This is a genomic window from Cognatishimia activa, from assembly GCF_017798205.1.
GTDB classification, from domain to species: Bacteria; Pseudomonadota; Alphaproteobacteria; order Rhodobacterales; family Rhodobacteraceae; genus Cognatishimia; species Cognatishimia activa_A.
In genome coordinates, this window is sequence record NZ_CP060010.1 from 1,997,116 (window position 1) to 2,023,062 (window position 25,947).

26 protein-coding genes and 1 tRNA gene are annotated in these 25,947 nt (G+C 57.9%); 20 read left to right on the forward strand and 7 right to left on the reverse strand.

The window, feature by feature from the left end; all coding sequences use genetic code 11:
* Window positions 1-4 precede the first annotated feature (4 nt).
* From ccoO to HZ995_RS09820, 7 genes are all read left to right on the forward strand, one after another.
* The gene (ccoO, locus tag HZ995_RS09790) at window positions 5-730 is read left to right on the forward strand and encodes a cytochrome-c oxidase, cbb3-type subunit II (RefSeq protein ID WP_209355483.1); all 726 of its coding nucleotides are present in this window, start codon (window positions 5-7) and stop codon (window positions 728-730) included.
* On the forward strand, window positions 727-897 hold the full coding sequence (locus tag HZ995_RS09795) for a cbb3-type cytochrome oxidase subunit 3 (protein WP_209355484.1): 171 nt from the start codon (window positions 727-729) through the stop codon (window positions 895-897). The genes ccoO and HZ995_RS09795 overlap by 4 nt, the downstream gene beginning before the upstream one ends.
* On the forward strand, window positions 894-1,766 hold the full coding sequence (gene ccoP, locus HZ995_RS09800) for a cytochrome-c oxidase, cbb3-type subunit III (RefSeq protein WP_209355485.1): 873 nt from the start codon (window positions 894-896) through the stop codon (window positions 1,764-1,766). Before HZ995_RS09795 ends, ccoP begins: the two co-directional genes overlap by 4 nt.
* Complete coding sequence (locus HZ995_RS09805; protein WP_209355486.1) at window positions 1,753-1,917, forward strand: hypothetical protein; 165 nt, start codon at window positions 1,753-1,755, stop codon at window positions 1,915-1,917. Before ccoP ends, HZ995_RS09805 begins: the two co-directional genes overlap by 14 nt.
* A complete protein-coding gene (locus tag HZ995_RS09810; protein ID WP_209355487.1) occupies window positions 1,914-3,995 on the forward strand; it encodes a heavy metal translocating P-type ATPase in 2,082 nt (693 codons plus the stop codon). The genes HZ995_RS09805 and HZ995_RS09810 overlap by 4 nt, the downstream gene beginning before the upstream one ends.
* Window positions 3,992-4,162 carry a cbb3-type cytochrome oxidase assembly protein CcoS gene (ccoS, locus tag HZ995_RS09815; RefSeq protein ID WP_209355488.1) on the forward strand — a complete coding sequence of 57 codons (171 nt, stop codon included), beginning with the start codon at window positions 3,992-3,994 and terminating at the stop codon, window positions 4,160-4,162. The genes HZ995_RS09810 and ccoS overlap by 4 nt, the downstream gene beginning before the upstream one ends.
* A 149-nt stretch (window positions 4,163-4,311) precedes the next feature.
* On the forward strand, window positions 4,312-5,307 hold the full coding sequence (locus tag HZ995_RS09820; protein ID WP_209355489.1) for a glycosyltransferase family 2 protein: 996 nt from the start codon (window positions 4,312-4,314) through the stop codon (window positions 5,305-5,307).
* Between the two features lie 48 nt (window positions 5,308-5,355).
* On the opposite strand, the gene HZ995_RS09825 is transcribed toward HZ995_RS09820, so the two are convergent.
* The 3 genes from HZ995_RS09825 to HZ995_RS09835 all read right to left on the reverse strand — a co-directional run bounded on the left by HZ995_RS09825 (window position 5,356) and on the right by HZ995_RS09835 (window position 8,294).
* Complete coding sequence (locus HZ995_RS09825; RefSeq protein WP_209355490.1) at window positions 5,356-6,141, reverse strand: ATP-binding cassette domain-containing protein; 786 nt, start codon at window positions 6,139-6,141, stop codon at window positions 5,356-5,358.
* 1 nt (window position 6,142) lies between these two features.
* Complete coding sequence (locus HZ995_RS09830; protein ID WP_209355491.1) at window positions 6,143-7,261, reverse strand: ABC transporter permease; 1,119 nt, start codon at window positions 7,259-7,261, stop codon at window positions 6,143-6,145.
* Window positions 7,262-7,343: 82 nt separating this feature from the next.
* Window positions 7,344-8,294: a sugar ABC transporter substrate-binding protein gene (locus tag HZ995_RS09835; protein WP_209355492.1), complete on the reverse strand. Its 951-nt coding sequence runs from the start codon at window positions 8,292-8,294 to the stop codon at window positions 7,344-7,346.
* Window positions 8,295-8,476: 182 nt separating this feature from the next.
* Here HZ995_RS09835 and HZ995_RS09840 point away from each other — a divergent pair, with 182 nt between their 5' ends.
* Window positions 8,477-9,478 (forward strand): LacI family DNA-binding transcriptional regulator, encoded by a 1,002-nt coding sequence (locus HZ995_RS09840; protein WP_209355493.1) that lies wholly within the window; start codon window positions 8,477-8,479, stop codon window positions 9,476-9,478.
* A gap of 3 nt (window positions 9,479-9,481) precedes the next feature.
* Here the strand turns inward: HZ995_RS09840 and HZ995_RS09845 are convergent, their stop codons facing one another.
* Genes HZ995_RS09845 through HZ995_RS09855 form a run of 3 tightly spaced genes read right to left on the reverse strand, consistent with a single transcriptional unit; the run spans window position 9,482 to window position 12,607 of the window.
* Window positions 9,482-10,615 (reverse strand): Gfo/Idh/MocA family protein, encoded by a 1,134-nt coding sequence (locus tag HZ995_RS09845; protein WP_209355494.1) that lies wholly within the window; start codon window positions 10,613-10,615, stop codon window positions 9,482-9,484.
* A 14-nt stretch (window positions 10,616-10,629) separates the two neighbouring features.
* Window positions 10,630-11,523, reverse strand: a complete 894-nt coding sequence (locus tag HZ995_RS09850) for a TIM barrel protein (RefSeq protein WP_209355495.1) — start codon at window positions 11,521-11,523, stop codon at window positions 10,630-10,632.
* A gap of 19 nt (window positions 11,524-11,542) precedes the next feature.
* On the reverse strand, window positions 11,543-12,607 hold the full coding sequence (locus HZ995_RS09855; RefSeq protein ID WP_209358231.1) for a Gfo/Idh/MocA family protein: 1,065 nt from the start codon (window positions 12,605-12,607) through the stop codon (window positions 11,543-11,545).
* A gap of 162 nt (window positions 12,608-12,769) precedes the next feature.
* Here HZ995_RS09855 and iolD point away from each other — a divergent pair, with 162 nt between their 5' ends.
* From iolD to speB, 9 genes are all read left to right on the forward strand, one after another.
* On the forward strand, window positions 12,770-14,638 hold the full coding sequence (gene iolD, locus HZ995_RS09860; protein ID WP_209355496.1) for a 3D-(3,5/4)-trihydroxycyclohexane-1,2-dione acylhydrolase (decyclizing): 1,869 nt from the start codon (window positions 12,770-12,772) through the stop codon (window positions 14,636-14,638).
* Entirely contained in the window at window positions 14,638-15,615 is a 978-nt protein-coding gene (gene iolC, locus HZ995_RS09865) for a 5-dehydro-2-deoxygluconokinase (RefSeq protein WP_209355497.1), read from the forward strand. Before iolD ends, iolC begins: the two co-directional genes overlap by 1 nt.
* A 12-nt stretch (window positions 15,616-15,627) precedes the next feature.
* Window positions 15,628-16,470: a 5-deoxy-glucuronate isomerase gene (locus HZ995_RS09870; RefSeq protein WP_209355498.1), complete on the forward strand. Its 843-nt coding sequence runs from the start codon at window positions 15,628-15,630 to the stop codon at window positions 16,468-16,470.
* On the forward strand, window positions 16,467-17,297 hold the full coding sequence (locus HZ995_RS09875; protein ID WP_209355499.1) for a class II fructose-bisphosphate aldolase: 831 nt from the start codon (window positions 16,467-16,469) through the stop codon (window positions 17,295-17,297). The genes HZ995_RS09870 and HZ995_RS09875 overlap by 4 nt, the downstream gene beginning before the upstream one ends.
* Before the next feature lie 2 nt (window positions 17,298-17,299).
* Window positions 17,300-18,289, forward strand: a complete 990-nt coding sequence (gene iolG / locus HZ995_RS09880) for an inositol 2-dehydrogenase (protein ID WP_209358232.1) — start codon at window positions 17,300-17,302, stop codon at window positions 18,287-18,289.
* A gap of 158 nt (window positions 18,290-18,447) precedes the next feature.
* Entirely contained in the window at window positions 18,448-20,334 is a 1,887-nt protein-coding gene (speA, locus tag HZ995_RS09885) for a biosynthetic arginine decarboxylase (protein WP_209355500.1), read from the forward strand.
* A 23-nt stretch (window positions 20,335-20,357) separates the two neighbouring features.
* On the forward strand, window positions 20,358-21,569 hold the full coding sequence (locus HZ995_RS09890; RefSeq protein ID WP_209355501.1) for a saccharopine dehydrogenase family protein: 1,212 nt from the start codon (window positions 20,358-20,360) through the stop codon (window positions 21,567-21,569).
* Between the two features lie 93 nt (window positions 21,570-21,662).
* On the forward strand, window positions 21,663-22,832 hold the full coding sequence (gene nspC, locus HZ995_RS09895) for a carboxynorspermidine decarboxylase (protein WP_209355502.1): 1,170 nt from the start codon (window positions 21,663-21,665) through the stop codon (window positions 22,830-22,832).
* Window positions 22,829-23,680: an agmatinase gene (gene speB / locus HZ995_RS09900; protein ID WP_209355503.1), complete on the forward strand. Its 852-nt coding sequence runs from the start codon at window positions 22,829-22,831 to the stop codon at window positions 23,678-23,680. The genes nspC and speB overlap by 4 nt, the downstream gene beginning before the upstream one ends.
* 91 nt (window positions 23,681-23,771) lie before the next feature.
* On the opposite strand, the gene HZ995_RS09905 is transcribed toward speB, so the two are convergent.
* Window positions 23,772-23,846: transfer RNA gene (locus HZ995_RS09905), tRNA-Thr, on the reverse strand.
* 115 nt (window positions 23,847-23,961) lie between these two features.
* Here HZ995_RS09905 and HZ995_RS09910 point away from each other — a divergent pair.
* From HZ995_RS09910 to HZ995_RS09920, 3 genes are read left to right on the forward strand one after another with little or no spacing between them, the layout of a single operon-like run.
* Complete coding sequence (locus HZ995_RS09910; RefSeq protein ID WP_209355504.1) at window positions 23,962-24,126, forward strand: hypothetical protein; 165 nt, start codon at window positions 23,962-23,964, stop codon at window positions 24,124-24,126.
* A gap of 5 nt (window positions 24,127-24,131) precedes the next feature.
* The gene (gene murA / locus HZ995_RS09915) at window positions 24,132-25,394 is read left to right on the forward strand and encodes a UDP-N-acetylglucosamine 1-carboxyvinyltransferase (RefSeq protein WP_209355505.1); all 1,263 of its coding nucleotides are present in this window, start codon (window positions 24,132-24,134) and stop codon (window positions 25,392-25,394) included.
* On the forward strand, window positions 25,391-25,861 hold the full coding sequence (locus HZ995_RS09920) for a DUF2948 family protein (RefSeq protein WP_209355506.1): 471 nt from the start codon (window positions 25,391-25,393) through the stop codon (window positions 25,859-25,861). The genes murA and HZ995_RS09920 overlap by 4 nt, the downstream gene beginning before the upstream one ends.
* The last annotated feature ends 86 nt before the right edge of the window (window positions 25,862-25,947 follow it).

The following is a 25,947-nucleotide window of genomic DNA, read 5'->3' on the forward strand; positions in this document are numbered from 1 at the left end:
TTTGATGGAACACGCAAAACTGGAACGCAACGGGATCGCCTTTGCCCTCGCCATTCTTGGGGTGGCTTCGCTGGGTGGTCTCTTTGAAATCGCGCCTTTGTTCACAATCGAGAACACGGTCGAAGAGGTCGAGGGCATGCGTCCCTATACGCCGCTGGAATTGGCGGGACGCGACATCTATGTGCGCGAGGGTTGCTATGCCTGCCACAGCCAGATGATCCGGACCCTGCGCTCGGATGTGGACCGCTATGGGCATTTCAGTCTGGCGGCGGAATCCATGTATGACCACCCGCATCAATGGGGATCTAAACGCACAGGGCCGGATCTTGCGCGGGTCGGGGATAAATACTCCGACACCTGGCATGTGGCCCATTTGGAAGCGCCGCGCGAGGTGGTCGAAGGCTCTGTGATGCCGGGCTATCCGTTCCTGTCCGAGACCCGTCTTAACACTAAATATCTCTCTGGCAGCCTAGCCGCCTTGGCCGCAGCAGGCGTGCCTTACACCGACGAGCAAATCGAATGGGCCGCGCGGGATGCGGAACGTCAGGCCGATCCAGAGGCGGAATATGAGTTCGAGCTTTACGACCTCTATGGCGAAAACCTCGCCGTCCGCGATTTTGACGGCAACCCTGATGAAGTCACAGAGATGGACGCCATCGTCGCCTACCTCCAGATGCTCGGCACCTTGGTGGATTTTGACAGCATTGACCAAGAGGAGATCGCGCGATGAGCCCTGAAATCCACGACACGGTGCTTGTCTTTTCCAAGACCTGGGGCGCTGTTTACCTCTTTGTTGTGTTCATTCTGGCGGCCCTTTGGACCTATTGGCCGTCCCGACGCAAAATGTACGACCACGCGGCGCAAAGGCCCCTTGGCGACGAGGATATCCGCCAATGAAACCTGAATTTGATGAAGTCAGCGGTCAGGAAACAACTGGCCATGAATGGAACGGTATCAAAGAGCTGAACACGCCGATGCCTTGGGCCTTTCGGATCTGGCTCTGGGCCTCGATCGCGGTGGCGGCCCTATTGTGGGTGCTCTACCCGTCGTTCCCGTCGACCAGCGACTACCTGAAAGGCACAATCGGCTACTCCTCGCGCGAGGCCGTTAACGCGGCCGTTGCCGAAGGCGAGGCCAAGCGTGCCGAGGCCTATGCCGTGTTTACCGAAACAGATCTCGACACTTTGGCCGAAGACGAGACGCTTCAGGCCAAGTTCGAGGATGATATCGCCGTGCTTTACCGCGACAACTGCGCGGTCTGCCATGGGCGCGACCTTGAAGGTCAGGCGAACTTCCCGAGCCTGGTGGATGACCACTGGCTCTGGTCCGGCTGGCCGGAAGAGATCGAATATACGCTGCAGGTGGGTATCAACTCGAGCCACGAAGACACGCGTTTCGCTGAGATGCCGGCCTTTGGTCGGGACGAGATGTTGCCAGACGAAGAGATCAGCGACATCGTCGAATATGTGCTTAGCATCTCGGGCCAAGAGCATGACGCCGAGGCTGCGCTGCGTGGGGACGAGCTGTTTCTGGACAACTGCTCGGGCTGTCACGCCGAAGGTGGGGTTGGCGGCTTTGAAACCGGCGCGCCGAGCCTTGTGGATGATCAATGGATCTATGGCGGCAGCCGCGAACAGATCGCCGAGACACTGGAAAACGGCCGTGCGGGCGTCATGCCGGCCTGGTCCGGTCGCCTCAGCGAAACCGAGATCCGTCAGCTGACGCTGTACCTTATCTGGCAAGGGCGAGAGCATGGCGACAGCTGAGCGAGAACGCAAAAGCTCACGGTTCTACTGGATCCTGATCGCGGGGCTGCTTGTTGGCTACATCGCGATCAAATCCCATCATATTGCGCTGGCGATTGAGGTCTATCGGGGCCAACCCCTGACCGAAGACACATCGGGGGCTGCCAAATGAGCACCGCAAACGAAACCTTTGCCTTGCCCGACGTGCGCTGCGCGGGCTGTGTGTTGAAAATCGAACGCAGTCTCGCCGATCTGCCCGGTGTCGAACTGGCGCGGGGCAACGCGACCCAGAAACGCATGCGGGTGGTTTGGGACGAGGCAGCGCAGTCGCTGGACTCGGTGCGAGCGGCCATTCTGGGTCTGGGCTATCAGGCCGAACAGATCGCAGTTGAGGCCTCGGTTGATAGGGGGCCAGCCCTCTTGCCGCGTCTTGGCGTGGCGGCGGTGGGCATGATGAATATCATGGCTTTCTCTATGTCCGTCTGGTTTGGTGCCGCGACAGACATGGGGCCAAGCACGATGCAATATATGCATTGGCTTTCCGCTGCGATTGCTGTGCCTGTGGCGCTTTATTCCGGCTCGATATTCCACGGACCCGCGCTGCGTGCGTTGCGCCATGGGCATATGACCATGGACACGCCGATCTCGCTTGCGATCCTGGTGACTTTGGCGGCTTCTTTGGTCGAAACCCTCCGCGACGCGGAACATGTCTATTTCGACGCTGTCATCGCGCTGATCTTTTTCCTGCTGATCGGCCGTGTTCTTGAGCGGCTGATGCACGAAAAATCCGGCGACGCCGCCGCGAACCTGCGTGGCTTGATGGACGTGCGTGCGACACGGTTAGAACATGAGGGGACACAGACCACGCTGGCCGCCTCTCAGCTCATCGTCGGCGACACCGTGCTCGTGAAAACCGGAGAGCGCTTGCCCGCCGACGGCACGCTTTTGTCGGACCTCGTGCATGTGGATGAAAGCGTTCTGACTGGGGAGACCAAGCCTAAAGCGGCCGCGAAGGGCGCGGGGCTGGCCGCCGGAGCGATTGTTCTGGACGGCCCCGTTGAGGTGCGCGTGACCCATGTGGGCGAGGCTTCCGAGATCGGCCAACTGGCGCAAATGGCCGAGGAGGTCACCGCCCATAAAGGCCGGTCGCAACGCATGTCTGATCAATTCGCGCGCGGCTATATCCCACTGGTTTTGGGCGGCGGATCCTTGGGCTTTCTCATGTGGTTCTTTGTCTTTGGCGCGAGCTTTGGGGATTCTCTCATGATCGCTGTGGCGGTCTTGATCGTGACTTGCCCCTGTGCGGCAGGACTTGCAACGCCCGCAGTCACATCGCGCGCCATGAACCTTGCGCTGAAGGCGGGGATCGTTGTGAAATCTGGGGCCGCTTTAGAGCAGCTCGGCGACATCGATCAGGTCTTTATCGACAAGACCGGCACCGCTTCCTTACCGCAACTGGCCCCTGCGGCCTCGCTCAGCGCTGAGGTGCTCGGAGCGGCCCGCGCGCTTGCTGCTGCCAGCGCCCATCCGCTGGCGCGCGCGCTTGATGATGGCTCTGTGGCTGCGGTGACTGAGGCCAAGGAAGTCGCAGGTCAGGGCATCGAAGGGCCTGACGGTGCGCGGCTGGGGAGTGCAGCTTTCGTGGGGACGCCAAATGACACCAGCGCTTCGCTTTTCTATCGCGCACACGATGGCGCGGTTACGCCAATTACCTTCGAAGAACATGCGCGCCTGGGTCTTTCCGAGTTTCTGAGCAGTGAGAACGATGTTGCCCGCCCGGTAACTCTCTTATCCGGTGACAGCGCAACGGCAGTTGAACGTTTTGCCAAAAGTGCGGGCATCGCAGTTTGGCTCGGGCGTCAAACCCCGGCCGACAAACTTAACATCCTCAAGGCGGCGCAGGCCGAGGGCAACTGCGTCATGATGATCGGCGATGGGATCAATGACACGGTCGCGCTCAGCGCCGCCGATGTCTCGGTTAGCTTCGGCGAAGCGACCCAGATCGCGCAGACCTCTGCGGATGTCGTCCTAACCCAACCCGACCTGCGCCGCGTCTCTCAGGCGATGACCCTGTCACGCCGCGCGCGCCGTCTGATCCACCAGAATCTGACGTTTTCGACCGTCTATAATGTTTTGACCGTGCCACTTGCTCTAGCTGGTCTTTTGTCCCCGGCCTTGGCAGCCCTGCTGATGTCGGCCTCATCCATCGTCGTCATGGCGAATGGATATCGATTGCGAGGTGTAAAATGAATGCAATTATTTTCCTGATCCCGATCTCTCTGATGCTTGCGGGTGTTGCGCTGATCGCCTTTCTCTGGACCCTCCGTACGCGTCAGTACGGAGACCCCGAGGGCGACAGCCACCGCATCCTCTTGGCCGAGGACGCGCCTCTGACCATCAAACCCGCGCCGCGGTAGGGAACGCCGTAATCTTGTGATGGAGCCGCCGCTTTCCGATTGGGGTAGCAGCGGTTTTCTATTTTGGGTTGTGGACAGCGAGTCCAGCCTTGGATAGATATGAGGAAAGACCTTTAAATAACGATTTGTTTGTTAAGGAATATTACCGCGTGTTTGATCAGACGCAGACCGCCCGTGATCGGGCTCCGAAGATCACTGTTGTCACAACGATGAAGGACGAAGGTCCTTATATTCTAGACTGGATCGCGCGTTACCGCAGTCTTGGCGTCACGGATTTTGTGGTCTTCACCAATGATTGCTCTGACCCGACCGATCATATTCTGCGCTGTTTGAACCGGCTTGGCTGCGTGCACCATCGCTTTAACCGCGTGATGCGGCGGGGGCCGCACAAGAGTGCTCTGATGTGGGCGCAGTATGAACCCGCCGTGCGTGAGGCCGATTGGGTGATGGTCATCGATGTGGATGAATATCTACAGATCAACGTCGGGGATGGAACACTGCCGAGCTTGATCAATATGTACCCAGAGGTCGACGCGATTTCCTTTGTCTGGCGCGTCTTTGGCAATGGGGGCGTTAAAGAGATCTCGGACACCCCTGTACCGCTGCAGTTCACGAAGGCCATCGCGCGGGAAGGCGCGGCGACTGAGAACCGATTTTTCAAAACCCTTCACCGTAACTCGCCAAAATTCGCGCGTTTGGGCGTGCATCGCCCGTTTCTGGCCGATGGTCCAAAGGGGATCAATTGGATTCTGCCCGATGGCACGTCGTTGACAGAAGAAGAGATCGAAAAGGCGCTCTTTGCAGTTGGGCACTATGGCTACACGGGCGCGCAACTGAATCACTATGCGCTGCGGTCATTGGATGGTTTCTTGGTTAAGAAGCTGCGGGGAAGGGCCAACCATCACACGAAGACCATCGAAGACGGCTATTGGCGGCGCTTTGACCATAGCGTCGAGGACGACTCTTCTTTGGCCGAAAATTTTGATGCTGCCATGCAGATTCGTGAGCGGTTCCTACGGATCGAGGATCTCCGCAAGTGGCACGAAGAGGCGCTTGACTGGCATCGGAAGCGAGCGCGGCAGGCGCGCAAGGATCCGGATATCCTCGCGATGCTTGAAAAGCTGCAACAAGAACAGACCGCATAGAAAAACCCCGCCGGAACTGGCGGGGTTTTGCAGTGTTGTAAGGAGTTATTAGACGGTGCCGCCGAGGCTGCCTTCGAGCGCGACCATTTCTTGACCGCCGGCCATCATGTCCTGCAGCTCTTCCGGCGTGACCTCTCCGCGCTTCGCAGTCCCCAGCGTCTTGCCGCGGTTCAGCACCGTAAAGCGATCCCCAACGGCTAGCGCGTGGCGCACGTTGTGGGTGATAAAGACCACGCCGATGCCCTGCTTGCGCACCTTGTCGATGGTCGCCAGAACATTGGCCGTTTGACGCACGCCAAGGGCCGAGGTCGGCTCGTCCAGGATCAGGATCTTCGCGCCGAAATGCACCGCGCGGGCAATCGCGACGGTCTGGCGTTCACCGCCCGACAGAGTGCCGACCGCCTGATCCGGACCGCGCAGGTTGATGCCCATCTTGCGCATCTCTTCCATGGTCACGCGGTTGGCGTACTCATGATCAAAGAACTTCATAGGTCCGACCTTTTTGATCGGCTCATTGCCCATGAAAAAGTTCCGGCTGACTGACATCAGAGGGATCATCGCCAGATGCTGGTGCACCGTCGCGATACCTGCTGAAATCGCATCCCGTGGATCGTTGAAATGCATCGGCGCACCCTCAAAGGTGATCTCGCCTTTGGTGGGCTGATGCACGCCGGACATGGTCTTGATGAAGGTCGATTTGCCTGCGCCGTTGTCGCCCAAAAGACAGTGGCACTCGCCAGGGAAAACATTCACAGAGACGCCCGCAAGCGCGATGACCGAGCCGAAGTGCTTCTCGATATTGGTCATCTCGATGATAGGTTTCACGTCAGACATATCAGCGCTCCCCCGTGATAATGCGGCGGATGTAGGTGTTCAGGATCACCGCGCCCAAAAGGATCACGCCGAGGAACACTCGGAACAGAGAGCTTTCGACGCCTGCAAAGAACAGACCCTGCTGCACGACGCCAAAAATCAAAGCTCCAAGGGCCGCGCCGATCACCGAGCCATAGCCGCCGGTCAAAAGCGCGCCGCCGATGACCACGGCGATGATGGCTTCAAATTCCTTGAGCAAACCACGGTCCGCACCAGCCGAACCGAACTCCATCACCTGGCAGGTCGCAAAGACTGTCGCGCAGAAGGCAGAGAACATGAACATCGAGATCTTTACACGGTTCACAGGAACCCCCGAGTTCCGTGCCGCCTCAGCGTCGCCACCAGATGCAAAGATCCAGTTGCCGAATTGGGTGCGGGTCAGCAGGATATGGCCGACGATGACGAGGCCGATGGCCCAAACGATCAACATTGGGATGCCGTCTACAACCGGCTGCCCCGCACGTGTGCCACGCTCAAAGGTGGCAATGATGCCCATATCGCCAAACCACTGGAACAGCCCCGTCAGGATCTTGCCCCCAAAGACCGCGCCCAGCCAGTCGCCTTCGGCTGCGTCTTTGATACCGCCGATGATGGTTTTGCGCTCGATGACTTGCGGCAAAAAGATGGTGAAGCCACGCAGGATAAAGAGGAAGGCCAATGTCACGATAAAGCTCGGCAGACCTGTGCGCACAACGATAAAGCCGTTCAGCCAGCCGATCGCCATCGCCATAATGAAAGTCACGATGATGGCCATCCAGATTGGCCAAGCGAGGGTCACGCCAAAGATCGCGATCATCATGCCGGAGAAACCGATCATGGACCCTACCGAAAGGTCGAACTCTCCGGCGATCATCAAGAGGCAAGCGCCCACGGCGATGATCATGAATTGAGCGGAAACGACGCTCCAGTTCATGACCCCTTGGGCGTTGAACATGCCGCTGTCGCCGGCGAAGATAAAGAAGAGGACAAAGACGATGATGGTGCCACAGATGCCGCCCAATTCGGGTCGGATCAGGGCCTGGCGCATGCGAGATTGCTGTTTGATGCGCTCATCAACGCCCGAGGTATTTGCGTCGGACATGGAAGGCTCCACGAGTTACTGATGTAGGGGATTGTACAAAAAATAAGGGCGGCAGAAACCGCCGCCCTTTGAGTCGCAAGTTTTAGCGGAATTCACCGGCATACTTTTCAACCAGGGTCAGGCCGTCCGCTGTGACGAAGCCAGGACCAGAGTTGATGTTGTTGCCTGGCAGAACGCCGTAGCGGTGGTAGTTTGTCAGAACAACAACCGGCAGATACGCCTGCAGGAATGGCTGTTGGTCGATACCCCAGTTGATGACGCCCGCTTTCAGGCCTTTGACGATCTCTTCGCCAAGGTCAAAGGTGCCGAAATAGATGTCACCCGCCATGCCGTTTTCGTCCAGAGCCAGCAGAGTTGGGTCTGCAGAGGTTGGGCCGAGGGTCAGAACAGCGTCAGTGTCTGGGTTTGCGTTCAGGTAGGCCAGAACGCGGTTTTTGATTTCTGCAGGGTCTTGACCGGAGTCAATCATCTGGCTGCCCAGTTCTACGCCCAGACCATCTGCAAAACCTTGGCAACGCTCGGTCGAGGACGGCGAGCTGATGTAGTGGTTCACACAGAGGAAGCTGCCCACACCGTCGCCTTTGGCGCGGATCCCGGCTGCGAGGCCTGCGTCATATTCTGGCTGACCGACATACATCAGGGCACCAACTTCGCGGGCCTGCTCTGGTGTGCCAGAGTTCATGATGATCACGTCGATGCCGCTGTCCACTGCCGCTTTGATCGGGCCGGACAGAACGTCATAGTCAGACAGAGTTGTGATAATGCCGTTCGGGCCACTTGCTGCTGCCTGCTCGATGATGCGCGCCATATCCGCAAGGTCACCGGTAGGTGGGTTGCGATATTCGACTTCGACGCCCATTTGGTCGCCTGCCAGCGCGATGCCGTTCTTGATTGTGTTCCACCAGCTGTCGCTGTCAGGGGCGTGGCTGACCAGAATATATTTCTCGCCATCTGCCGCCGCAGAAGTTGCGGCCATCAGCGGTGCAGCAACAACTGCCGCAGCCAAGACCAGTTTCTTGGTGAATGATGTCATGTGATCCTCCCAGATTTCACACTCGTAAACTTTACGAACAATTTTCACATTGCTCCGACTCAACTTAACCACATTCGCTTCGTTTTTGCAACCGGTTGCAAAAAGCTAATTTTGGTATTTACTGCTGCAGCCAATGTAAAAAAGGTTTAGAAGGTCCTGAAAGAAGTCCAAGGAAGTCGAAAATGCCCGTCACATTGAAAGAGGTTGCAGAGCGCGCGGGGGTGTCGCGGTCTGCGGTGTCTCGGACCTTTACCGATGGGGCTTCGGTGTCGGAAAAAATGCGGAGCAAGGTCGAAAAGGCTGCGCGCGAGCTTGGCTACAGCCCGAATGCTTTGGCCTCTTCATTGACCACCGGACGGACGAAACTGATTGGTCTTGTGTCCAACAACTTCCACAACCCTATCTTTCTGGAGGTCTTTGATCTCTTTACCCGCGGCTTGCAGGACCGTGGCTTACGGCCTTTGCTTGTGAACCTGACCGAAGAACGCGATCCCGAGAACTCGGTGCGCATGTTGCGGCAATATTCTGTGGACGGCGTGGTTGTTGCCTCGTCGACTTTGCCACCAGAGTTTGCCCTGGCGTTCCGCGATGCGGGCGTGCCGGTGGTGCATTCCTTTGGGCGCGCATCCTCGTCGCCCAAAGTGCATGTGGTTGGCATCGATAACGTTGAAACCGGTCGCATGGCGGCGCGGGCTTTGATGGCACGAGGGTATAAACATGTTGCCTTCTTGGGTGGTCCACGGGATGCGACCTCGACCCAAGACCGTCACAAAGGATTTGTCGAAGAAATGGCTCTGCACCCTGATGTGCGGCTGACGGAAAGCTTCGCCAAGGCCTATTCCCACGAGGCCGGGCGCAGAGAAATGCTGCGTTTATTGGACGACCAGCCTGCAGAAGGGTATTTTTGCGGCGATGACGTTCTGTCGATTGGCGTTCTTTCTGCGATTAAAGACAAAGGTCTGTCCTGTCCTGACGACATCGGCATCATTGGCCTCAACGATATGGAAATGTCGCGCTGGGAGAACATTGATCTGACCACGATCCACCAGCCGATCAAACAGATCGTGAATTCCTCGATTGAGCTGATGGTCGCCATGCTGGATGAACCGGACCGCTATCCCGAGGCCCGGATCTTTCCGTGTTCGGTGGTGGAACGGGGAACCCTTCCTGAGCTCCCCGCTTAAGATTTACCGGAAAATAGACGGCCGCGCGTCAAGCCACGCGCCACCTGCTTTGGCGGACTCGACTGCGGTGTGAACCGCGGCCATGGACCGGACACCATCGGCTGCGCCGGGCAACCCGTCGCGTGTCTCGCCTTTGATCGCGTCGGCCAGATCGCAATAGATATTGGCAACCGCCAGAGGGAAGCCCTCGGGATGCGCAATCGCCACGCGGCTCAGGCGCTGGGCGTCTTCATAAAGGCCGCCTTCGCCTTTCTCGATGATCTGCGTGCGACCGCCAACGGGGGTATAGATCAGTTGGTTTGGCTGTTCCGACGCCCATCTCAGACCTCCAGTTTCCCCAAAGACCTGAATGTCGAACCCATGCTGACGTCCAATCGCCACGGAAGACGTCCATAGCCGCCCCACCGTGCCGCCCTGCATGCGGAAGTTCACCATCGCGTCGTCTTCCAGCTCTCGACTTGGGATGGTCGAGGCGAAATCAGCGGAAAGCGTTTCCACCTCGTCATCGCTGATAAAGCTCGCCATATGCAGAGCGTGGATGCCGCAATCTGCGAACTGGCCGGATACACCCGCCATTGCCGGATCATAACGCCAGCGGACGCGGGGGTTGTCTGCGTCGGTGGCGTCGCCGTGGTGGCCGTGGCTAAAGTTTGTAACCACAAGGCGCACCTTGCCGATCTCGCCGGCACGCACCATCGCGCGGGCCTGGCGCACCATGGGGTAGGCCGAGTAGCAGTAATTGACTGCGCAGATTTTCCCCGATTTTTCAGCGACTTTGACGATTTCCTCGCCTTCTTCGACGGTCATGGTCATCGGCTTTTCGCAGAGCACGTTAAAGCCTGCTTCAAGGAAAGACTTGGTGATTTCAAAATGCGTCGCGTTCGGCGTCGCCACTGTCACCAGATCAATCCTGTCGTCGCGGGTTTTCTCGCCCGCGAGCATTTCCGTCCAATCGCCATAGGCGCGATCCGCAGAGATCCCAAGACGCTGAGCATACTCACGCCCCACGTCAGGACGATGATCCAATGCGCCTGCTGTGAATTCAAAATGCCCGTCCGCAAGCGCGCCGAGGCGGTGTGCTGGCCCGATCTGGCTGCCTTCGCCGCCGCCGATCATACCCCATTTCAGCTTTGTCATTTCTCGGGCCTTTCTCAGTTAAACCCAATGGATTCAAGATACACGCGGTTCGCGCGCGCGTCATCAATCGGCGAGACATCCAGCGTTGGGTCGCAATCCTGCTCGACGGTGCACCAGCCTTCAAAGCCTGCGTCCAATAGGATCCGGCGGACGGCTGGGAAATCCACATCTCCGTCACCGAGGTTGCAGAAAATGCCCTGACCGCAGGCGTCATAAAAGCCCGTGCGATTGGCGATCACATCGGCTTTGACCTTGGGATCAATATCCTTGAAATGCATATACGAGATGCGGTCCACATAGCGCTTCATAAACGCAACCGGATCAAAGCCCGCGTAAGAATGGTGGCCCGTGTCAAAGCAGATCTTCAGGATCTTTTCGTCGACCTCATTCAGCAGACGTTCCAGTTCCGGTTCAAAATCCATGAACCCCGCCGCATGGGCGTGGATGCCGACGGACAGGCCGTATTCCTCGGCTCCAATCCGCGCGGTTTCGGCAATGCGGTCGCGATAAGCAGCCCATTCGGCCTTGTCCATCTGCTCGGCTTCACTGGCGCGGCCCGCGGTGGGCGCGCGACGCTCGGAAATCGAGTCAATCAGCACCAAATGCTGTGCGCCATGGGCTTTCAAAGCCTTCGCCGTGCGGTGGGTCGCGTCCAGTACATCGTCCCACATGGCCGGGTCATGATAGGCGCGGAACACAACGCCGCCGATCAATTCCAGATCGTGCTCGGCCAAGGCGTCGGCCAGGATCGCAGGGTCCTCGGGCATATAGCCGACAGGGCCAAGCTCGATGCCTTTATACCCCGCATCGGCGCAGTCTTTCAGCACCGACCGCCATGCAGGATTGCGCGGATCATCTGCAAACTCGACGCCCCAGGAGCAGGGGGCATTGCCAATTCTGATTGTCATTGGTCGTGGTCTCCGAAACTTAGAAGTCGTTGATATTTTGCCATGTTTCCGTGTCTGCCGAGGCCAAAGTCGCGGCAATTACACGGTTCACGTCATGTCCGTCTTTAAAGGTGGGCCAGATGGCCTCGCCTGTCTCGATGGCACGCAGGAAATCGCGCGCTTCGATGATGATCTGGTCCTGATAGCCGGTGCCATGGCCCGGGCCTTGGCAGAAGGGCAGGTAGTCCGGATGCGTGGGCCCCGTTAGGATCTTGCGGAATCCGCGCTGGGGTTCGTGGTCCGTCATTTTGTAAAGCCACAGCGCGTTTTGATCTTCCTGATCAAAGCGGATCGCGCCGGCGGTGCCTGTGATTTCATAGGCGTAGCCCATCTTGCGCCCCGTCGCGATGCGGCTGAAATACATGGCCCCCATCGCGCCGTTCTCAAAGCGGCACATCAGTTGGGCGTGATCGTCGTTGTCGACCTCTCCGCCAGGCCGTTCCTTGTGAACGGTTTCATAAGTTCCCATCACACGGGCTATCGGACCCATCAAGGCCAGTGCCGCATTCACCATATGGGGCGCGAGATCCCCTAGTGTGCCATTCGCCATGCCAGAGGTGCGCCAGCTCGCGGGCGTGCGCGGGTCGGCATAGAAGTCTTCGGTATGTTCACCACGGAACCAGGTGATGTCTCCGATTTCGCCATCCGCGATCAGCTGGCGCGCATATTGGCTGGCAGGTGTGCGGATATAGTTAAAGCCAACCATATTTGGCACGCCCGAGGCCTCTGCGGCAGCAACCATGGCTGCGCTGTCTTCCATCGAAGCACCCAAAGGTTTTTCACACAGAACAGGTTTTCCCAAAGCAAAAGCTGCCTCAGCAATGCGCCGGTGCGTTTCCTGAGGAGAGGCGATCACAATGGCCTCGACACGTGGATCCTCGACCAGCGTGCGCCAGTCGTCTGTGGCGCGGGCAAAGCCATAGGCCACGCGATAGCGCTCTGCAGAATCAGGCGAGGACGCGCAAACCATCTCGAGGCGCGGACGAAGCTTGGTGTTGAACACAGCCCCGACCGAGGCCATCGCCACCGCATGCGCCTTGCCCATATAGCCACCACCAATGATGCCAATGCCGATTTCCAAGTCTGTTCTCCTCCCCGTTTGAAATTCAATTTGCAACCGGTTGCAAAATTAGTATCCTGAGAATCAACGACTCGCAAGCTGCATTCGACATCGCGTCGAATTTTCCCAGGGAGGGGACAGGCAGACATGACTAAGACGAACGATACTGTTCGGTTGACGACCGCTCAGGCGATCATCCGGTGGTTATCCAATCAATACATCGAGATAGATGGTGAAGAGCTGCGCCTGTGTGGAGGTGGCTTTGGGATCTTTGGCCACGGCAATGTGACCTGTCTGGGCGAGGCCCTGAACGGCGTGAAGGAAGAGCTGCCGCTCTATCGCGGGCAAAACGAACAGAGTATGGGATTCGCGGCAGCAGGCTATGCAAAGACATGGCTGCGGCAGCGTTTCATGTTCTGTACAGCCTCTGCGGGCCCGGGCACTGCGAACCTTTTGACGTCGGCTGCTTTGGCACATGCAAACCGTCTGCCAATGCTTTTGCTCTGTGGCGATACCTTCCTGACGCGTCTGCCGGATCCGGTATTGCAGCAGCTTGAAAACTATTATGACCCGACCTTTGGCGTAAACGATGCGTTCAAACCGGTGACGCGCTTCTGGGACCGCATCACCCATCCGGCGCAGGTCATTCAGTCCCTCCCAGCAGCCATCGCGACCATGCTGGATCCGGCCGATTGCGGTCCTGCATTCCTTGGTTTGCCGCAGGACGTGCAGGGGTGGACCTATGACTACCCGACTGTGTTCTTTGAAAAGAAAGTGCACCGCATTCGCCGCCAGGCGCCTGATGCACTCGAGGTCGCCGACGCCGTTGCGTGTTTGTCGAAAGCCAAGCGCCCGATGATCATCGCAGGCGGTGGGGTGCAATATTCGCGCGCCGTTTCAGAGCTGACAGCTTTTGCCGAGAAACATCAGATCCCCGTCGTAGAAACCATTGCCGGTCGCGCCAACCTATTGGCGACACATCCCCTGAATATTGGCCCGATTGGTGTGACAGGCTCTGACTCCGCTAATGCGATTGCGGAAAAAGCGGATGTGGTCTTGGCCGTCGGAACGCGGTTGCAAGATTTTACCACGGGGTCTTGGACCGCCTTTGCCAAAGATGCGCAATTCGTGTCTTTGAACGCGGCCCGTCATGATGCCGCGAAACATATGTCTTTAACCGTCGTCGGGGATGCGAAACTGGGTTTGACCGCACTCAGCGAGGCTTTGGACTATACAGCGCCTTCTGATTGGGTCGCCTTGGCGCAGGATGAACGCAAATCTTGGGACGCCTATGTGGCCGACAACGTGTCTTTCGGCAATCGACCCAACTCCTACGCCCAAGCCATTGGCGTCGTGAACGACCTCGTTGATCCACGCGACCGCGTCGTCGCTGCTGCCGGAGGCCTGCCCGCCGAAGTCACCGCCAACTGGCGCACGCTTGATGTCTGCACAGTGGATGTTGAATTCGGCTTTTCCTGCATGGGGTATGAGATCGCCGGCGCCTGGGGTGCTCGGATTGCTCAGGCACAGCGTGAACCCGAAAGGGACACTATCACCTTCTGTGGCGACGGATCCTATATGTTGATGAACTCGGACATTTATTCGTCTGTCCTGTCGAACAAAAAGATGATCGTTCTTGTGCTAGACAACGGCGGTTTCGCCGTCATCAACAAATTGCAAAACAACACCGGCAACGAGAGCTTTAACAACCTCTTGGCCGACTGCCCGACGATCTCTGAGCCCTTCGCGGTGGACTTCACCGCCCACGCCGCGTCCATGGGTGCGACGTCCGAACGGGTCGCAAACCCCGCAGAATTGGCCGAAGCGTTCAAGCGCGCGCAAGCGAGCGATAAGACCTATGTGATTGTCATGGATGTGGACCCTTACGAGGGTTGGACCACCGAAGGCCACACATGGTGGGAAGTCGGCACGCCTCATATCACCGAGGACGAGAACGTGCGCGCAGCCCATCTGGATTGGGAATCCAGTCGCGAAAAACAACGGCGGGGCGTGTGATGGTTCTGGACGGGATCGCAAAACGCAACTTTCTGGTGGTTGGCCGGGTCGGTATGGACCTCTGGCCCGATCCTCCAGGCACGCGCACCAAAGACGCCACCGATCTGAAGGTCGGCATGGGCGGAAGCTCTGCCAATATCGCGGCGGGGTTGGTCAAATTCGGCTGCAAGGCCGCTTTGGTCACCTGCGTGTCCGATGACGCGGTGGGCTGGTACTGCGAAGGGCAGTTGGATCACTATGGGATCGACCGCAGCCATGTGAAACGGATCAAAGGCGAGGAGCGGACCTCGCTCGCGGTCTATGAAACGCGGATCGAAGAGCATCAGAGCGTGATCTACCGCAACAACGCCGCTGATTTTCGCATGTCCATCGAGGATGTCGAAGCCGTCGACTATTCCCAATATGGCGCGCTGATCACAGCCGGTACGGTTTTTGCGGCTGAACCCTCGCGGTCCGCCGCGTTCCGCGCTTTTGAACTGGCGAAAGAGGCCGGTCTGCCGATCATTTTCGACGTGGATTACCGCCCTTATTCATGGCCGTCCCCAGAGGTCGCCGAAGAGGTTCTGTCTCGCGCAGGAAATCTATCTGATGTCATCGTCGCCAACGACGAAGAGTTCGGTTTCATGGCCGGTGGCATTGAAAAAGGCCTCGCTAAGGCTCGGTCTCTGGCTGAAAGCTCGGCAACCATCGTGGTCTATAAAAAGGGCCCCGACGGCGCAGTGACATTTGCCGAGGGCCAAGAGCTCGCGACTGGCATATTCCCCGTCGACGCCGTCAAACCGACCGGTGCGGGCGACAGTTTTATGGCGGGCTTCCTCGCCTCTCTTTCCGAAGGCCGTCCCATGAAAGACGCCGTGCTGCGCGGCTCTGCCTGTGCGTCCATCGTTGTATCGCAGCCAGGCTGCGCGCCTGCGATGCCCAATGGCGACCAGCTCGACGCCTTCCTCAAATCCCATCCCGGCCCCACGACGTGCTGAAAGGACGAACCCATGCATATCGCCCCATATGATAATGAAAACAAACCGATCGTGGATGTCGAAGACGGCTTTGTCCCGCTGAATTATTTCAACATCGTCAAACTCAAGAAGGGCGAGACGTTCGAATACGCCACGCCCGGCTACGAGACCTGTGTTGTGCCCGGCACCGGCACGGTCGACGTGGATGTCGATGGCGCAAAATACCCCGCGCTGGGCAACCGTACGGTCGATGTCTGGGACGGCGAACCCGAGGGCGTTTATGTCCCTGTCGGCGCAAAGGTGCGGATCACCTGCGTGACGGATGAGACCGAGACCTTCATTGCAGGTGCGAAATACGACAAGGTTCTAGAACCGTTTGATGTCCGCGCCGCGGATCTCGATGTGGTGCAATATGGTTCTGACGACACCAAAACACACCGCAAGATCAAACATATTCTTGGGGCCAACCATCACGATAAGGTCGGCCGCCTCTTGGTGAGCGAACTTTACACCGTGGGTGAGGGCGGCTGGTCTGGGTTTCCTCCTCATAAACACGATACAGACCGGCTGCCTGACGAAACCCGTCATGACGAAACTTACAACTATCGGTTCAAGCCAAACTACGGCACGGGTGTTCAGATCATCCAGCAAGAGGGCGACGCCATGGGTGACGCGCATCACATCGTGGATGGCTCCACGATCTGCCTGCGTTCGGGCTATCATCCCTGCGTGGCAATGCCGGGCTATCAGATGTATTATTTCACCATTCTGGGTGGCCTCAGCCAGCGCAGTCTGAAGCAATACTTCCAGCCTCAGCACGCGGAACAGCTGCACACGATCCCAGGCATCATGGATATGGTGGCCAAGTTCAAATGACGCTCGCAACATTATCGGAAGTGCTTCAGCCCGCGCTGAAGCAGGGATACGCTGTGGCCGGTCTTGTGACGCTCGGCTGGGAAGAAATGCGCGCCTATGTGGCGGCGGCAGAGGCCGAAGAGGTCTCTGTGATCTTGCAGGCAGGGCCCAGTTGTCGGGCGCATACGCCTTTGCCGGTGCTGGGCAAAATGTTCCGGCATCTGGCCGAGAATGCCTCGGTGCCGGTGGTGGCCCATTTGGATCACGGCTACACGTTTGAGGAATGCTCAGAGGCCTTGGACAGCGGGTTTACCTCGCTGATGTTTGACGGCTCTCGCAAGCCTTTGGCGCAGAATATCGACGAGACCGCGCGGATTGCCGAAATGGCCCATGCGGCGGGGATCTCCTGTGAGGGTGAGATAGGGTTTGTAGGCTATTCCGGCGGCGAAAATTCCGCCGGGACGGATCCAGAGGAGGCCGCAAAGTTTGCGCGGGAGTCGGGCGTTGACGCGATGGCGATCTCTGTTGGCAATGTGCATCTGCAACAGGACAAAGAGGGCGGCTTGGACGAGCCTCGTATCCGCGCGATTGAAGCCGTGACCGAGGTGCCATTGGTTATCCATGGCGGCTCTGGCGTGCCGGTTGCGCAACGCACCGCTTTGGCGCGCGGCTCGAAAATCTGTAAGTTCAATATCGGAACAGAGCTGCGGATGGCGTTTGGCCACGCGCTTCGGGACTCGGTCAACAAGGATGAAAACAGGTTTGACCGCGTCCAGATCCTGCAGGAAACCCATGATCCTGTGTATGACGCCACACGTCGCGTTCTGCGCGCATTCAAAGGGGCATAATGATGCTGAATATTGGTCTTTTGGGATGTGGTCGCATCGGTCAGGTCCATACGAAATCCGTGGCCCATATTGAGGGCGTGCGGGTCTCGGCTGTTGCGGATACTTTCGCCGCGCCCGCCGAGGCTTTGGCCGCGCAAACGGGGGCTCAGGTGCTTGAGTCTATGGCCCTGATCGAAAGCGTGGATGTTGATGCGGTTGTGATCGGCACCCCCACAGATACGCACTACGATCTGATCCACGCTGCCGCGGCAAACGGCAAAGCGATCTTTTGCGAAAAGCCGGTCGATATGTCCGCGGATCGCATTCGCGAATGTATGACCGCAGTCGATAAGGCGGGCGTGCCTTTCCTAACAGCGTTCAACCGCCGCTTTGACCCGAATTTCGCCAACGTCCAATCTCGCATCGCGAACGGTGAAATCGGAGATGTTGAGATCGTCACGATCCTGTCCCGCGACCCGTCTCCGCCCCCTGTGAGCTATATCAAAAGCTCGGGCGGCTTGTTTCGCGACATGATGATCCACGATCTGGATATGGCGCGCTTCCTGTTGGGCGAAGAGCCCGTGTCGGTCTATGCGGTTGGCGCGTCTCTGGTGGATCCAGAAATCGGCGAAGCAGGGGACGTGGACACTGCAGCCGTGACCCTTACCACGGCCAGCGGCAAGATCTGCCAAATCAGCAATTCCCGTCGTGCAAGCTATGGCTATGACCAACGCATCGAGGTGCATGGATCGGCAGGCATGTTGCGCGCCGAGAATATGCTGGAAAACACCGTCCAGGTCGCCACCTCTGACGGGTTCCGTGCGGCCCCTGCGCAGCATTTCTTTTTGGAACGCTACGCCGAGGCCTATCGCCGCGAAATGGCGCATTTTGTGGATGCGGTCACGCAAGGAACGCCGATTAGCCCGACCATCGAGGATGGCTTGCGCGCGCAGGTCTTGGCGGATGCGGCTGCAGAGTCTCTGCACACCAGACAGCCGGTCGCACTGTCCTAAGTTCGGCACAGGAAAACACCTACAAGGGCGTAGTTCCCCCTACGCCCTTTTGCATGTGAAAATTCCTCTTGGCACGAATCCTTTTCACGCCTAAACGGCGCCATCCGGTGGACAGCCGGGGCTCTTATGTTAGCCTATGCCTTTTGGGGGATCAGTGATTGAACACGCCGAAGACCGCGCCACATAGCGTTTATGGGATCGATAAATGGGGCAAAGACCTCATCGTCGTGATTGACAAAGGTGAAGTCGGCCTCAAGAACCCCCTCAATCCCACAGCGCCTGCCGTCAGCCTGCCTGACATCCTTTCCGACCTCGAAGATCGCGGCATCCAGTCGCCCATGGTTCTGCGGGTGTCGTCCTATTTGGAAAGCGAAATCAAACACATAAACGAGTGTTTCGCGGAGGCGATCACACGGGTCGGTTACAATGGTGTCTATCGCGGCGTCTTTCCGATCAAAGTGAACCAACAAGCGCAGGTCGTCGACCGGATCGTTCAATTTGGTAAACCTTATAACTATGGCCTTGAGGCAGGCTCCAAGCCAGAGCTCGTGATCGCCTTGGCCCATCGCCTCGCTTTGGACGCGCTGATTGTTTGCAACGGTGTCAAAGACCCGCAGTTCATCAGCCTCGCCATCCTGTCGCGCAAGATCGGCTTTAACACCGTGATCGTGCTAGAAAGCCCCAAAGAGGTCGATACCGTTATCGAAGTCTACAAAGAGCTGGGCGTCGAGCCGCTCTTGGGTGTTCGGGTCAAGCTGACCAACCAGATCACCGGCAAATGGGAAGAAAGCTCGGGCGACCGCTCGACCTTTGGCATGAACACGGACCAATTGGTTTCGGTCATCGACAAGCTGCGTGATGCGGGGCTTTTGCACTGCCTCAAGCTGCAGCACAGCCATCTGGGCAGCCAGGTGCCAGACGTGAACGACGTGCGCCGCGCGGTCAGTGAGGCGTGCCGCTACTATACCGAACTTACCCGCGAAGGCGTGCCTCTGACCCACCTCGATCTGGGCGGTGGTCTGGGTGTGGACTACACGGGCGAGAAATCTGCCACCGAGAACTCGATCAACTACACGATGCGCGAATATTGCACCAATGTGGTTGAGACGGTGAAATACGCGATGGACGCAGCCGAGATCGACCATCCGACGCTGGTGACCGAAAGCGGGCGTGCCGTCGTCGCGACCTCGTCGATGCTGTTGTTTAATGTGCTTGAGGCGACGCTCTATGACGCGCCAACCGCACCAAAACCCGAGCCGGATGATCACCACCTGATCAATGACCTGCTTGCGATCAGCGAATATGTGACGGCAGATCGCCTGCAGGAATGCTGGAACGACGCGAGCTTTTATCGCAACGAAATGCGCGCGCTTTTCCATCGCGGCTATGTGTCTTTGCGCGAAATGGCGCGGGCTGAGCGGATCTATCTTCACATCATGGCGCGTATCAAACACCACGCGGCCTTTGACGATATCTCGGTGCCCGAAGACCAGATGATCCGCCTGAGCGACATCTATCACTGCAACTTCTCGCTGTTCCAATCGCTGCCGGATGTCTGGGCGATTGACCAGTTGCACCCGATGCTGCCGCTGCAGATGCTCGATCAAAAACCAGATCGTTATGCAGTGCTCTCTGACATCACTTGCGACAGCGACGGCAAGATCGACAAGTTCATCCTAGAAGACGGCGTCGCCCGCGCACTGCCGGTTCATACGCTGCCCGAAGACAAACCCTACTATATGGGCGTCTTCTTCGTCGGCGCGTATCAGGAAACTTTGGGCGATCTACACAACCTCTTTGGCGACACCAATGTGGTCACGATTGAGCTGCGCGAGGACGGCGGCTTTGACCTCTTGCATGAACAAGAAGGCGACACGATTTCCGAAGTCATGTCCTATGTGGAGTTTGACCCTCAGGACTGCGTCGCCGAGTTCCGCAAAATGGTGGACGAAGCGATCTCTTCGGGCGCGCTGAAATCCAAAGAACGCAAAATCCTGATGAGCGCTTACCGCGACAGCATCAACGGCTATACTTATTACGAATGACCTCAAACGCAGGAGTAGGGATCATGGGCAAAACACTGGTTGTCGGGGCAGGGGGCGTTTCCCACGCTGCCGTGCATAAAATGGCGATGAACAGCGATATCTTTACCGAGATCACGCTGGCGAGCCGGACGAAATCCAAATGCGATGCGATTGCGGCCTCGGTCAAGGAACGCACAGGCGTCACGATCAAAACCGCAGCGCTGGACGCGATGGATGTCGCGGCAACAGTTGCCTTGATCAAAGAAACCGGTGCTGAGATCCTCGTAAACCTCGCGCTGCCCTACCAAGACCTCGTCCTGATGGATGCCTGTCTAGAAGCAGGTTGCCACTATCTGGACACGGCGAACTACGAACCCGAAGACGTCGCCAAGTTCGAATACCACTGGCAATGGGCCTATCAGGATAAATTCAAAGAGGCGGGTCTGACCGCGATCCTCGGCTCTGGCTTTGATCCGGGCGTGACGTCTGTATTTGCCACTTGGCTCAAGAAACACAAGCTCGACACCATCCGCCAGATCGACATTCTGGACGCCAATGGCGGCGACAACGGCCAGGCTTTTGCCACCAACTTCAACCCGGAAATCAACCTGCGCGAAGTGCTCGCCGAAGTGCGCCATTGGGAAGGTGGCGATTGGCAAACCAGCGAGGCTATGTCCACAAAGGTCGAGTTCGACTTCCCGGGCATTGGTAACAAAAACATGTACTTGATGTATCATGAGGAACTGGAGTCTCTTTCCACCCACTTCCCCGAAATCGAACGCGCGCGGTTCTGGATGACCTTCGGCGATGCCTACATCATGCACGCCAAAGTGCTGCAAAACGTCGGCATGACCCGCATCGACCCGGTGGTACACGACGGTCATGAAATCATCCCAATCCAGTTCCTGAAAACGCTCTTGCCCGATCCCGGCGATCTGGGCGCGCTGACCAAAGGCAAAGCCTGCATTGGCGATATCGCGACAGGTCAAGCCAAAGACGGTTCGGGCGAGAAGACCTTCTACATCTACAACATTTGTGATCACGAAGAATGCTACGCCGAAGTCGGCTCGCAAGCAGTCAGCTACACCACCGGCGTGCCCGCCATGATTGGCGCGGCGCAGCTCCTGAAAGGCAACTGGAAAGAACCGGGCGTCTGGAACATGGAGCAGCTCGATCCCGATGACTTCATGGACATGCTTAACAACCACGGCCTGCCATGGCAGGTCCACGAACTCGACGGCCCGGTCGACTTCTAAAAACCTCCAAGCCTCCAGCCTCCATTTTCTCTTGCTAGAAATATCCCGGGGGTCTGGGGGCTGGCCCCCAGCGAAGCCAGAAACGAGGCCCAGATGCCCGAGATGATGACCACCCAAGCCGGAGATCCCGGCGCGTTTCGCGACTTTGACCTAAACCGCGTGCCGAGCCCCTGTTTCGTGGTGGACGATGCGGCGATTGAGACCAATCTCAAGGTCCTGCGCCACGTAGCAGACGCCTCTGGCGCAAAGGTGCTCGCTGCGCTCAAAGCCTTTTCAATGTTCGCGACCGCGCCCTTGGTCAGCAAATATCTCGACGGCACCTGTGCCTCAGGCATCTACGAGGCTCGGCTGGGTCGCGAAGAATACGGCGGCGAGGTCGCGACATTCTGTGCAGGCTACAAAGACAGCGATATCGACGAGATCATAGCGCTGTCGGACCATGTGATCTTCAACTCTCCTGCCCAAAAAGACCGCTTTCTCGCGAAGTGCCAAGCTGCTGGCGTTCAGGTTGGCCTGCGCATCAATCCTGAATACTCGGTCGGAGAGGTCGCCAAATACGACCCAGCCGCCCCTTGCTCACGCCTAGGCACGCCCATCAGCCAATTGACGCCGGAGGTCCTCGAGGGCGTCGACGGGCTGCATATGCATGTGCTCTGCGAACAGGGCGTCGATCCTCTGCTACATGTCTGGTCGGCTGTGGAATTCAAGCTGGTCCCGTATTTCAAACAATTGAAATGGATCAATTTCGGCGGCGGCCATCACATCACCCGCGCGGACTACAATCGTGACGTCTTGATCCACTTGCTTAAGGACATCCGCCAGAAATACGACGTCGACGTGATGATCGAACCCGGAGAGGCCGTGGCCTTGGATGCAGGCATCTTGGTGGGCGAGATTCTTGATACATTCGCCAACGGCATGGACATCGCGATCACAGATATTTCGGCCACCTGCCACATGCCCGACGTGATCGAAGCCCCTTATCGCCCTGCCATGTTAGGAGAGGTCGACGACGGAAATACCTATCGGCTAGGCGGGCCCTCTTGCCTCGCAGGGGATGTGATCGGAGACTACACATGGCCGGCTCCGGTAAAGATTGGCCAACGGTTCGCGTTTCTGGATCAGGCCCATTATTCCATGGTGAAAACCAATACATTCAACGGCGTGCCTCTGCCTGCGATTGCACTGTGGAACAGCACCACCGATGATCTTCACATGATACGCGAGTTTTCCTATTCTGACTTCAAGGACCGTCTCTCATGAGCGTATTTCTCGACAGCGAACTGACACCTGATGAGCGCAACGAAGACGCACGGTTCCATGTCATTCCAGTCCCGCTTGAACGGACGGTTTCCTACGGATCTGGCACCGCCAAAGGCCCCGCAGCCATCATCGAGGCGTCAAACGAGCTCGAGCGCACAACCAACGGCCACGAACCCTGCGCCGCGGGCATTTTCACGCAGGCACCGCTGGACTGTACCGGCGATTTGCCAGAGGTGATGGAACGTCTTGCCGCGCGCATCGAGCACGTTGTAGCCGAGGGCCGCATTCCTGTGACGTTGGGCGGCGAACATTCGCTCAGTTATGGCGCGGTGATGGGTGTCGCCCGCGCGCTGGGCCAGCCGGTTGGGGTGGTGCAGATCGACGCCCATGCTGATTTGCGGGTGGCCTATCAGGGCAACAAACATTCCCATGCCTCTGTGATGCACCTCTTGAGCGAGAAGGGCATTCGTCTCGCGCAATTCGGCGTCCGCGCGCTGTGTCAGCAGGAAATGGACGGCCGTGACGCCAATGGTGTCTTTTACAAAGATGCCGAGGATCTGGTCGTTGGAAACCTCTTTGAGGTTGATCTTCCCGATGATTTTCCCGAGCTTGTCTATGTCAGCTTTGACGTTGATGGATTGGATCCCAGCCTGATGCCTGCGACTGGGACACCGGTGCCCGGAGGGCTCGGGTATTATCAAGCGCTTAGGTTGGTAGAGCATGCCCTCAAGGGGCGTAAATGTGTTGGGCTGGATGTCGTGGAACTGGCCCCGGATGGCAATGCCGCTTGGGATTTCACCGCCGCGCAAATTGTCTATCGGTTGATGGCAGCCTGTATCGCGGCTTAGGAGCTCTGCCCCTCGGCCACAGGCCTTCACCCCGGAGTATTTCGCGCAAGATGAATGACGTCGCCGTTTTGTGTTTTGTCGTGCGAGAGGATGGTGCCGCAGGGGAGGATTGAACTCCCGACCTCACCCTTACCAAGGGTGCGCTCTACCACTGAGCTACTGCGGCCTAAGCCATGGTGCATCTGCTGTCAGAGTGTCACCGTGGCGCGGTGATTAGACTCAAATTCTAACCCGCGCAAGGGCATCTAGCATGTTTTTTTCACCTCATGTATTGAAAGCGCATGGACAATAAGAAAACCTCATCTGGCAAGGCTACTAAGGCACAAACGCGCGAGGACCGCCTAAAGGCCGCGCTTAAGGCAAATATGGGTCGTCGCAAGGCGCAGGCCAAAGCGCGTTCCGCCAGTATGGATGAAGCAAAAACAGCGGAAAATAACGAGGGGTAGGGTAGATGGATTCAATACTAGTGACCGGTGGTGGCCCATTGTCGGGAGAAATTCCGATCGCAGGGGCCAAGAACACCTGCCTTAAACTTATGTGCGCGTCGATTCTGTCCGAAGAGCCGCTGACCCTGACCAATGTCCCGCGACTTTCCGATGTGGCGACGCTTTCGGCCTTGCTGGAAAGCCTTGGTGTTGAGATTGGGCGTTTGGATTCCGGTGGGACTTTGGCTTTGTCCGCCTCTCAACTTACCTCGCATATGGCGCATTACGATATGGTACGTAAGCTGCGCGCGTCGTTCAACGTGCTCGGGCCTCTGATTGGTCGGACCGGAGAGGCGGTTGTCTCATTGCCTGGCGGCTGCGCGATTGGGGCGCGGGCGGTTGATTTCCACCTGACCGGCCTGGAAAAGCTTGGTGCAAAGGTGGAGCTGAAAGACGGCTATGTGCATGCGGTTGGGGACTTGAAAGGCGCTGAGGTCGAATTTCCTTTCCCGTCCGTTGGAGCAACTGAAAACATTATGTGCGCCGCCGTTCTGGCCAAGGGCACGACCGTTATCAAGAATGCAGCCCGCGAGCCGGATACAAAGGCCTTGGCGGATTGTCTGATTGCCATGGGCGCGGACATCGAAGGGGCTGGCACGGACACCATGGTGGTGCGGGGCGTCGACGGTTTGCATGGCACCACCCATCGCGTGATCACCGACCGGATCGAGCTGGGCACATATATGACTGCTCCGGGTATTGCGGGCGGCGAAGTGGAATGCATTGGCGGGCGTCGTGAGTTGCTGTCCGCCTTCTGTGACAAGATGGAAGAAGCTGGACTTGAGATCACCGAAACAGACCGGGGTCTGAAAGTCCGCCACCCCGGTGGCCGACTGAAAGCCGTGAACGTGGCCACCGCGCCGTTCCCTGGGTTCCCAACGGATCTGCAGGCGCAATTCATGGCGATGATGTGCTTTGCCGAGGGCACGTCGGTGCTGGAAGAAACCATCTTTGAAAACCGCTTTATGCACGCACCGGAATTGATCCGGATGGGCGCGAATATCGAGGTCTCTGGGGGTATGGCCACGGTACATGGAGTTGAGAAAATGAAAGGCGCACCGGTGATGGCAACAGATCTGCGCGCTTCGGTCTCTTTGATCCTTGCGGGGCTTGTGGCCGAAGGTCAGACGACTGTGAACCGTGTTTATCATCTGGACCGCGGGTACGAAAACCTCGTGCAAAAGCTCTCGGCAGTTGGTGCGAAAGTGGAGCGGGTAGAGGGCGTATGAGCGAAGACGCACGGTTTGAAGACGGGCGCGAGGTGCCGCTGAATCTTGGGGCCTTGGATGGCGAAGACCTCAAGGTGCTGTCCGCCTTGACGCAGGATGCGGTTTTCCCAGTGACCGAGATGACATGGCGTGCCAAAGAGCGCCGCTTTGCGGTTTTGCTCAATCGCTTTCGGTGGGAAGACGCTGAAAACGCACGCACGCGTGGGAGAGATGTCGAGCGGGTGCAAAGCCTGCTGGTGGTTGAGAATGTCACGAAAGTGGCCAGTCAGGGTGTGGATCGCTCAGACACCGATGTGATTCTGGCGCTTTTGTCGATTGAAACCGATGACGGAGCTGAAGAGCTCACTCTGACCTTGGCGGGTGACGGTGCCATTCGACTCTCGGTAGACGCGCTGGAAGTGTCCCTGAAAGATGTGACTCGCCCTTATCTAGCCCCTTCAAAAAAGACGCCGGATCACGGGACGTGAAGTGCCGCGGGTTGGCTGATCCTGCCCCAAATTCACGCCTATAGCCGTGCGCGACTTGAGCCTTCCGCCCCCTGCCGCTAAGAGCA